General features: G+C 67.8%; 9 protein-coding genes and 1 tRNA gene. 2 read left to right on the plus strand and 8 right to left on the minus strand.

Annotated features, from left to right (window positions below; translation table 11 throughout):
• The 3 genes from AB0B45_RS45515 to AB0B45_RS45525 form a co-directional block, all read right to left on the minus strand.
• Positions 1 to 651: a 2'-5' RNA ligase family protein gene (locus tag AB0B45_RS45515; RefSeq protein WP_358144290.1), complete on the minus strand. Its 651-nt coding sequence runs from the start codon at positions 649 to 651 to the stop codon at positions 1 to 3.
• A complete protein-coding gene (locus AB0B45_RS45520; protein ID WP_358144292.1) occupies positions 651 to 1178 on the minus strand; it encodes a GNAT family protein in 528 nt (175 codons plus the stop codon). The genes AB0B45_RS45515 and AB0B45_RS45520 overlap by 1 nt, the downstream gene beginning before the upstream one ends.
• A 73-nt stretch (positions 1179 to 1251) precedes the next feature.
• The gene (locus tag AB0B45_RS45525) at positions 1252 to 3009 is read right to left on the minus strand and encodes a bifunctional metallophosphatase/5'-nucleotidase (protein WP_358144294.1); all 1758 of its coding nucleotides are present in this window, start codon (positions 3007 to 3009) and stop codon (positions 1252 to 1254) included.
• A 108-nt stretch (positions 3010 to 3117) separates the two neighbouring features.
• On the opposite strand from AB0B45_RS45525, the gene mshD reads away from it, so the two are divergent.
• Positions 3118 to 4035 (plus strand): mycothiol synthase, encoded by a 918-nt coding sequence (gene mshD / locus AB0B45_RS45530; protein WP_358144296.1) that lies wholly within the window; start codon positions 3118 to 3120, stop codon positions 4033 to 4035.
• Here the strand turns inward: mshD and AB0B45_RS45535 are convergent.
• From AB0B45_RS45535 to dcd, 3 genes are all read right to left on the minus strand, one after another.
• Positions 4025 to 5029: an inorganic phosphate transporter gene (locus AB0B45_RS45535; RefSeq protein WP_358144298.1), complete on the minus strand. Its 1005-nt coding sequence runs from the start codon at positions 5027 to 5029 to the stop codon at positions 4025 to 4027. The genes mshD and AB0B45_RS45535 overlap by 11 nt on opposite strands.
• On the minus strand, positions 5030 to 5647 hold the full coding sequence (locus AB0B45_RS45540) for a DUF47 family protein (protein WP_358144301.1): 618 nt from the start codon (positions 5645 to 5647) through the stop codon (positions 5030 to 5032). It lies immediately after the preceding gene.
• A gap of 679 nt (positions 5648 to 6326) precedes the next feature.
• Positions 6327 to 6902, minus strand: a complete 576-nt coding sequence (gene dcd, locus AB0B45_RS45545) for a dCTP deaminase (protein ID WP_358144303.1) — start codon at positions 6900 to 6902, stop codon at positions 6327 to 6329.
• A 99-nt stretch (positions 6903 to 7001) separates the two neighbouring features.
• Here dcd and AB0B45_RS45550 point away from each other — a divergent pair.
• Positions 7002 to 7075: transfer RNA gene (locus AB0B45_RS45550), tRNA-Gly, on the plus strand.
• 81 nt (positions 7076 to 7156) lie between these two features.
• On the opposite strand, the gene AB0B45_RS45555 is transcribed toward AB0B45_RS45550, so the two are convergent.
• Together AB0B45_RS45555 and AB0B45_RS45560 are read right to left on the minus strand one after the other, a co-directional pair.
• Positions 7157 to 7996 carry a hypothetical protein gene (locus AB0B45_RS45555; RefSeq protein ID WP_358144305.1) on the minus strand — a complete coding sequence of 280 codons (840 nt, stop codon included), beginning with the start codon at positions 7994 to 7996 and terminating at the stop codon, positions 7157 to 7159.
• A 172-nt stretch (positions 7997 to 8168) separates the two neighbouring features.
• The coding region (locus AB0B45_RS45560; RefSeq protein ID WP_358144308.1) for a transposase at positions 8169 to 8969 on the minus strand (801 nt) is incomplete at its 5' end.

The raw sequence follows: 8969 nt of genomic DNA on the forward strand, positions 1-8969 counted from the left end.
CTATCCGAGGGTGACGCTCTCCAGGGTCACCAGCCGCATCCCCGCGCCGGTGTGCACGGCTTGGGCGATCTCCACGCAGTCCAGCTCCGCGACCCCGACGGTCAGTCCGGCCCGCTCGTCGCACCAGGCGGCGATCAGGTCCGGCGTCGTCACGGGGCTCGCGAAGTGCGCCAAGCTGACGTACCAGATGTCACGCGCCCAGTTTTCGAAGGCGCCGGACGTTCCCAGCTCGTGCCCGAAACGCTTCTGCAGCGTGACGAGCGTGTCATCGACGGGGACGCCCCAGACCAGCACCCCTCCGTGGTGCGGGCTCACCCCGCGCAGCTCCACCCTGACGGGCGGGAGGTCGCGGGCCGCCGCCGCGAGGGCCGCTCCGTAGACGCGCCGCTCGGCGACCTCCCGCCGGTACGGCTCGAGCGAGCGCAGCGTCACGTGCAGCGCGTCCGTGCCGTGGATCCAGTGGCCCTCACCGACCACGGGCGCGAGCTCGGCCGCCAGCTCGGCCAGCCGTTCCAGCATCGGGCCCGAGGGCCTGAGCACGGCCGCCGCGCCCCATCGCCTGGAGCCCTCTACAGGGGGGCGGTCGAACGTGGTCCCGCCGCCGAGCAGCACCGACCGGCCCTGCGCGGCGAACGCCGCGAAGCTCCGCATCAGTCGCGCAGGTCGGATTCGAGGAGGCCCATGATGATCGTGTCGTACCACTTGCCGTCGCGGCGGAAGGCCTCGCGGGCTCTGCCCTCCTCGACGAAGCCGACCTTCTCGTAGACCCGCCGTGCCCCGGTGTTCGCCTCCACCACCCACAGCGTGATCCGGTGCAGGCGCATCTTGTCGAACCCGTACCTGCAGATCAGCCGCATGGCCTCGGTGGCGTAGCCGCGGCCCCATGTGTCCTTCTCGCCGAGGTAGATGTCGAGCTCGGCGTGCCCGGTCTCCGGTTCGGCGCCGCCGAGCCGTACCAGCCCGATCAGCCTGCCCTCGTCGAGGGTCTCCACCCCGAGCAGCACGTTCTCGTAGGAGTTGCGGTCACGGTCCTCGTGACGGGAGACGGTCTGGGCGAGGGACTCGGGGTAGCCGTCGTTCAGCCAGCGCATCACCTCAGGGTCGCTGTTCCACCGCCAGAGCGCCTCGGCGTCACCGGGTTCCATGGCGCGCAGTCGGATGCGGGTTCCGTTGAGCATGGTGGTAGACGATCAGGTCGGACCAAGGGCCCGCAACCGAATAGATCGGGCGGGCCCTTGGCACAGGTGAGGGTCAGTCCACGACCGTGATGCGGTTGGTCGCGGGCGGGGCGACGGGGCTGTGCCTGCCCAGGTAGTCGACGAAGGCGTCGATGTCCAGCGGGCCGCTCCACAGGTCCGTACCGTTCTTGAACTCGGCGAAGGCGTCACCGCCGCCGACGAGGAAGTTGTTCACCGCGACACGGATCGACTGGCTGTCGGTCACCGCGACGCCGTCGATCTTCATGTTCGACACCTTCGAGCCCCACGCGGCGCTCTTGCTGTAGGTGTAGGTGAAGTTCGCCGACGGCTGGAGGATCTTGGTGAACGCCTGGTTGTTGGGCCCGCCGACGAACTGCTGCTCCAGAGCGGTCTTGAGCTGGGCGCCGGTCAGTGTGATCACCTGGGTGAGGTTGTTGAACGGCTGGACGGTGAACGCCTCGCCGTACGTCACCACCCCGTCGCCCTCGCCCGCGGGCGAGCTCGGGTAGTTGAGGGGCGCGCGCACGCCGCCCGGGTTCATGAACGCGATCTGCGCGTTGCCGCCGGTCTTGGTGGCCTCGAGCTGGCTGTCGGCGATCAGGTTGCCGAGCGGCAGCTCGCCTGAGGGAGCGGCGATGGTGCCGATCTCCGAGATGATCGTGCCGACCTGCTTGTTCGCGATCGCCGCGCTGGCGTCCTTCCACTTCTTCACCGTGGCCGCGACCTCCGCGTCCTCGGCGACGTCGCGGGTGACGACGTGGTTGCCCGCCACGACGGAGGAACGGACGACGTCACCCGAACGCCTGTCGACCTGGAAGTCGATCTGGGTGACCACGCGGCCGAAGGAGGAGCCCTGCGTGTAGACGCGCGGCTGCCCCGCCGGGTCGTTGGCCTTGCAGATGTAGGCCTGGTGGGAGTGACCGCTCACGATCATGTCGATCTGCGGGTCGAGGCCGTTGGCGATGCGCGAGCCGTTGCCGGGGGTGACCGAGCAGGCGCTCGGGTCCTGGTTCGGGGTGATCTGGTCGCCCTCGTGCACGAGCACGACCTGCGCCTTGACACCGCCGCGCGCCAGCAGCCTGGACACCTTGTTGGCCGCGGCGACCTCTTCGGTGAACTTCAGCCCCTGGATGCCGCTGGAGGAGACGATGGTCGGGGTCGTGGCCGTCACCAGCCCGATGAAGCCGACCTTGACGCCGTTGATCCGCTTGATGAAGAACGGCGGCAGGGCGTACTTGTCGTTGCTCTCCTTCAGCACGTTCGCGCCGAGGAAGTCGAAGTCGGTTCCGCGCCACTTGCCGTCGGGAGAGCAGCCGTCGACCGGGTGGCAACCGCCCTTCATCAGCCGCCGCAGCTCGGTGTAGCCCTCGTCGAACTCGTGGTTGCCCGCGGAGGAGGCCTTCAGCCCCATCTGGCCGAGCACCTGGAGGGTCGGTTCGTCGTGGTAGGCGGCCGAGATCAGCGGCGAGGCGCCGATCAGGTCACCGGCCGCCACCAGCATGGTGTTGCGGTCGGAGCGCTGCTTGACGTGCGTGGCCAGGTAGGCGGCGCCTCCTGCGATGGAGTACTTGCCGCCGACGACGCCCGTCAGCTTGCCGTCGGCGTCGACCAGCGGCCCGTTGGGGTCGAGGATGCGGCTGCTGGACCCGCTCGGCGGCTCGAGGTTGCCGTGGAGGTCGTTGATCGTCAGCAGGCGGACGGGAACCGTCCGCTCGGGCCTGGCCGCGTCGGCGGGCCCCGCCACGAGCGCTAACCCGCCCAGGCCGATGGCCCCCGCGACGACGAGCGGGAGGAAAGAGCGAGAGGTCATGCCTGCAGACGTTACGGCGGCAAACTATGCAGCAGACGTCTGAAAGGTAACGATTCATCGGACCCCCGCATGGCGTTATTTGCCAGTCGGCAGCCTAGAGTTCGATCTATGACAGTGCGCGTGGTCGAGCGGGGACGGCTCGATGACCAGGAAATAGCCGGTGTGTTGGGGGTCGTTGAAGCGGCGACCGACGTTGACGGGGTCCGCCCGCTCAACGAGCACGTGATGCTGCACCTGCGCTACGGCGGTGACGAGCGGGCGCGCTCGCTGCTGCTCTACGCGGGCGACGCGCTGGTCGGCTACGCGCACGTGGACCCGACGGACGAGGTCGAGGGGCCGAGCGGCGAGCTGGTCGTCCATCCGGCGTTCCGCCGCAAGGGGTACGGCAGGACGTTGCTGCGTGCCGTACTGGATGCCGGGGACGGACGGCTGCGGCTGTGGGCCCACGGCGACCACACGGGAGCGGCGGCCCTGGCGGCCTCGCTCGGGTTCGAGCGGGTGCGGTCGCTGTGGCAGATGCGCCGCTCCCTGTTCGCGCCCCTTTCCGCCCTCTCCCTGCCCGAGGGGGTACGGCTGCGCACGTTCGTACGGGGCGAGGACGAGGAGGCGTGGCTCAAGGTGAACGCCGCCGCGTTCGCGCACCACCCCGAGCAGGGCTCGTGGACGCTGGAGGACGTACGGCGGCGCGAGTCCGAGCCCTGGTTCGACCCGTCCGGATTTTTCCTAGCTTTTCGTGATTCGCGACTGGTGGGCTTCCACTGGACCAAGATCCACGGATCCTCCTCGGAGGACCACGGCCACGAACCGCTCGGCGAGGTCTACGTCGTGGGCGTGGACCCCTCCCAGCAGGGCACCGGGCTGGGCAAGGCGCTCACCCTCGCCGGCCTGCGCCACCTGCGCTCGCGTGGCCTCGCCCAGGCAATGCTCTACGTGGACGAGGCCAACACGGCGGCCATCAGGCTGTACGAGTCCCTCGGGTTCAACCGGTGGGACGTCGACGTGATGTACGCGGCTACTACTCGATGAGGGCGTGAAGGCCGAAGTACGACAGCGCCGCCACCAGTGCCGCCGCGGGGATCGTGAGAACCCAGGCGGTCACGATGTTGCCCGCCACGCCCCACCTCACGGCCGACAGCCGCTTGGTGGCGCCCACACCCATGATCGCGCTGGTGATCGTGTGTGTGGTGGAGATGGGGGCGCCGAAACCGATCGCCGCGACGTACAGAACCGTGGCGGCGGCGGACTCGGCCGCGAAACCCTGCGGCGGGTCGAGGGCGATGATCCTGCGGCCCAGCGTGCGCATGATGCGCCAGCCGCCGGCGTACGTCCCCAGAGAGATCGCGCCGGCCGCGGACAGGATGACCCACTGCGGGATCGGGTCCGCGGGACCCGCGTAGCCTCCGACCACCAGCGCCAGGAAGATCACACCCATGGTCTTCTGCGCGTCCTGCAGGCCGTGCCCGAGCGCCATCGCGGCGGCCGAGACGGTCTGCGCGTAACGGAAGCCCCTGTTGGTGCGTCCCGGTTGCGCGTTGCGGAAGATCCAGTAGATTGCGATCATGATCGCGGCGGCGAGGGAGAAGCCGACCAGGGGCGACAGGATCATCGGAATGACGACCTTGTCCACGACCCCGTTCCAGTGCACCACGCTGGCCGAAGCCAGCGCTGCCCCGACCAGGCCGCCGATGAGAGCGTGACTGGAGGAGGACGGCAGCCCGAAGTACCAGGTGACGAGATTCCAGGCAATGGCGCCGATCAACGCGGCTCCCACCACGACCAGGCCGTGGGTGCCGCCAGGAGCGTCGATGATTCCCTTGCCTACCGTCTGCGCGACCTGGGTACCCAGGTGCGCGCCGATGAAGTTCATCGCCGCGGCCAGGAACAGCGCCGCGCGCGGGGTCAGCGCGCGGGTCGAGACCGAGGTCGCGATGGCGTTCGCCGCGTCGTGGAAGCCATTGGTGTAGTCGAAGACCAGTGACACGACCACCACGCCGATGACGAGGGCGAGCGTGAGGTCCACTTAGCTTTCCTTGACCGCGATCGACTCGACCGTGTTCGCCACGTGCTCGAACGCGTCCGCGGCCTCCTCGAGCCGGTCGATGACCTCTTTCATCTTCATGACGGTGAGCGCGTCGTACTCCCCGCTGAAGAGCTTGGCCAGCAGCTTCCTGTAGACCTGGTCACCCTGGTTCTCCAGGCGGTTGACCTCGATCCAGTACTCGTTGAGATTCTTCATCGAGCGTAGCCGCGGCATGGCCTCCGCCGTCAGCTCCGCCGCCCGCTCCAGCACCTCCACCTGACGGACGACGTCCTTCGGCAGGTGATCGATCTTGTAAAGGACGATGAGGTCGGATGCCTCTTCCATGGCGTCCATCACGTCGTCGAGGTTCGAGGCGAGGCGGTAGATGTCCTCACGGTCGAAAGGCGTGATGAAGCTCTCATTCAGCCGGTTCATGATCGCGTGAGTGCGATCGTCGCCGGCGTGCTCGCAGGCGCGCATCTTCTCGGCCAGCGCTTCCCTGTCCGAGCCATCGCTGATGATCTCCACCAGCAAACGCGATGCCGTGACCAGGTTGTTCGCGGAGTCCGCGAACAGGTCGTAGTAGCTGTCCTCACGAGGCGTGAGACGCAGGCGCACGTCGTTCTCCAGATGTGCGGGGATGGTCCGCAGAGAAGGGTACGGGTTACCAGCGGAAATGCGAACTTCATGGTGCGCACACCCACTCTTCTCCCTCTCGCTACCCGCCGTATGATCTGCGACACCGAGTTCGAGGGTACTTTGGGGCCTATTTTCCTCGTGACCGTTTTGCCGTGGGTAGCGGCCTTTCGCGGGGTGGGACCCGGCTCGTGGGCACGCTGGTCAGCACCCTTGGGTTGCGTTGGTAGATTTTCGGACCGCCGCCCCGAATCTCGGCCGCAAGACCCGCCGGCCACCCCCGCCGAGGGCTCGCCCTCCCACCACGGGTCACGACCCTCGGACCACGGCCATCGCAACGCCGAGGACTCCCCACCCCACGACCCACGGATCCCGCGACACCCCGGCCAGGGAGTCGCCGGCGCGCGTCCCCGGCTCTCGCTCCACGGCCTCCACGACACCCGGCCGCCGATCGTGCCACGCCGGCCGCTTTCGCCTGTGCGAACGAAGGCACCCATTCCCTCACGTTCCTCACGGAGGGACGGCCGCTCCACTCGAACGGAGGTCGGCACACACTCCTCCCCCGGCTACGCGAACGACCGCGGCCGCCGACGGACGGCCGCGGCCGACACAAGCGTCGCCCCCGCCCCGCAGGTTCAGGTGCGCAAAGAACGCGCCGCGGTCAGATCGCCGTCCTGTGAAAGTTCCTGAACGAGCGCGAGGGCGTCGGCCCACGCTGCCCCTGGTAGCGGGAGCCGTACTTCGCCGAGCCGTACGGATGCTCCGCCGGCGAACTCAACCGGAACATGCACAACTGCCCGATCTTCATCCCCGGCCACAGCTTGATCGGCAACGTGGCCACATTGGACAACTCCAACGTCACGTGACCCGAGAACCCGGGATCGATGAACCCCGCCGTCGAATGCGTCAGCAACCCCAGCCTGCCCAGCGAGCTCTTCCCCTCCAACCGGCTCGCCAGATCATCGGGCAGCGTGATCACCTCGTACGTGCTGGCCAGCACGAACTCCCCCGGGTGCAGGATGAACGGCTCATCCCCCTCAGGCTCCACCTGCCGGGTAAGATCAGGCTGCTCCACAGCGGGATCGATGTGCGGGTACCGGTGGTTCTCGAACACCCTGAAATACCGGTCGAGCCGTACGTCGATGCTGGACGGTTGGATCATCTCCTTGTCGAACGGGTCGAGCTTGACACGCCCGGACTCGATCTCGGCACGGATGTCTCTGTCAGAAAGCAGCACGCTGAGCAACTTACCGTGTGCCACGGGACACTCGGTGGGCTCGGGGTTGCTGAAGTGCGCCGGATTTCCGCTACAGTGGTGGGCGCGGCTCCGGCCGATGCGGGTGTAGTTCAATGGCAGAACATCAGCTTCCCAAGCTGACAGCGCGGGTTCGATTCCCGTCACCCGCTCCACTCCCATGTACGGCCTGACCAGGCGTGGATTCCCGCTCTTGAGGTTTGATCTTGTCAGGGGATGATGCGATAGCCGGGCCGTCAGCGCCTGTTCAGTCCCCGAAGCACCGGCAACCCCGCGCCGGAGTCGAGCACGAGGCGGTCGCCCAGCGGCCGCGCGAGCGTGACGGTGATCGTGGCTGTCTTGAGTATCGCCGGGCACACCTCAGCGGAATCGGATCTTCTCTGGTCCACATCGACCACCACCACCTGGTCCGTTTCGTAAGCATGTGCCCCGTGAATGGTGTCGCAGGCGCCGTAGCCGTACCGGAGAAGCAACTCGTCGGGCTTGCCGACGACAAGGTCGAACGCCATCACCTCTTCGACGTCCCCCTGCACCCGCTTAGGACGGGCGGCGACGGCCGAGGGGTCGACCGCCACGTGAACCTTCTTCTGCTCGACCCCCTTGACGGTGAACATCCAGGCGGGCACCCGGACCATGCCACGGCTGGTCTTCAGTGACACCTCACCCAACTCGACTCCGGACACCCGGAGCGGACGGCACTTCTTGGCCGGGCACTCGTCCTCGATGAGGTCGGCCGGCTCGCTGAACTCCGCGTACGCGGCAGCCGCCGTGACGAGCGGCACCTGCGAGACCGAGCCGTCCGGCCATCGCACAGCCCCGCGGACCGGGGAGTCCACGGGCAGCTTGGCCGCCAAATGCCAGGCGCCATTGTGGTCACTCCTGTTCACCCAGGCCGGAATATCGCCCACGCGGCCCCACCCCTGCGGATTTAGTACTTCCAGCGCAACGAACCCTTCGCGCCAAGCGCGGTCGTCGGCCGATCCCTGCCAGCGTGTCGCCACCTCACGGGCACGATCCTCGAACCCGCCGCGCGCAACGCGAACATCCCCACCGCAGGAGGACAGGAGCAGCACCATGCACAACCACACGACCGAACTTCGCACGAGACCTCCGCAGCGATACGCGTCCTGCGATCAAAAGGTTTGATGTACTACGCGTGCCAGATCCATGCCAGAACAACCGGGACAACGTCCCTGGACATCACATCTAGCCGTACTGACCACAGAGACATCCGATCTGCCTAAGTCGTCAAGCTGCGGCTGCTTCGCGTGGGCGGAAGGCAACGTTCTCGTTGTAGGGCACGCCCTTCTGGAGGCAGTGGTGCAGGCAGCCGAGCATGCGGTTGAAGGTGTTGCACAGGGCGCTGGAGTGCCGGTCGCCTTGGGCGCGTCGGTGGTCGTAGTGAGCGCGGGGGCCAGGTGCTCGTAGGGAAGCGAAGGCCCAGACGTAGCCGGCGGCCGCCAGGCGCTGGTTTTTCACCTTGCGATGGTGGACGACCAGGCTTTTGCCTGAGGCGCGGGTGATCGGCGCCGATCCGGCGTAGGCCTTCAGCGCGCGGGCGTCGATGAAGCGGGTGCGGTCGTCGCCGAGCTCGGCGAGCACGCGGGCGCCGGTCAGTTCGGCCAGACCCGGGAAGCCGGTGATGATCGCAGCGTCCGGGTGCTGGGAGAAGGCCTCGCTGGTGGCCTCGGCGAGTTCGTCGGCGGCGCGGCAGGCCGCGTCCAGCTGCAGCAGGATGGCCTGGGCTTGGCGGCCGAGGGCTTCCTCGACGAGGGGAAGCTGGCGAAGGTGTTGTTCGCGGAAGTGGGCCTGAAGCTTGTCGGCCCACGCCTCGACGTTGCGCTGTCGGCCGGCGGCGCGCAGAAGTGCCTGGAGGCTGCGCCTGGTGAGCTTGGCGGCTGCGGCCGGTGTGGGTGCCGCCTGGAGAACGGCACGGGCCTCGCGGGAGGTCAGACCGATGTTCTTGACCTGGAAGGCCTTCAGCGCCGCAGGGAAGTACTCGCGCAGCAGAGAACGCAGCTGGTTGGACAGCTGCTGGCGATTCCAGAC

The organism is Nonomuraea sp. NPDC049152, assembly GCF_040648355.1.
Lineage (GTDB): Bacteria > Actinomycetota > Actinomycetes > Streptosporangiales > Streptosporangiaceae > Nonomuraea.

Bases quoted from the DNA above. Each gene is read 5' to 3' on its own strand.
- AB0B45_RS45515 (WP_358144290.1), bottom strand. From the start codon at position 651: ATGCGGAGCTTCGCGGCGTTCGCCGCGCAGGGCCGGTCGGTGCTGCTC.
- AB0B45_RS45520 (WP_358144292.1), bottom strand. From the start codon at position 1,178: ATGCTCAACGGAACCCGCATCCGACTGCGCGCCATGGAACCCGGTGAC.
- AB0B45_RS45525 (WP_358144294.1), bottom strand. From the start codon at position 3,009: ATGACCTCTCGCTCTTTCCTCCCGCTCGTCGTCGCGGGGGCCATCGGC.
- mshD (WP_358144296.1), top strand. From the start codon at position 3,118: ATGACAGTGCGCGTGGTCGAGCGGGGACGGCTCGATGACCAGGAAATA.
- AB0B45_RS45555 (WP_358144305.1), bottom strand. From the start codon at position 7,996: ATGGTGCTGCTCCTGTCCTCCTGCGGTGGGGATGTTCGCGTTGCGCGC.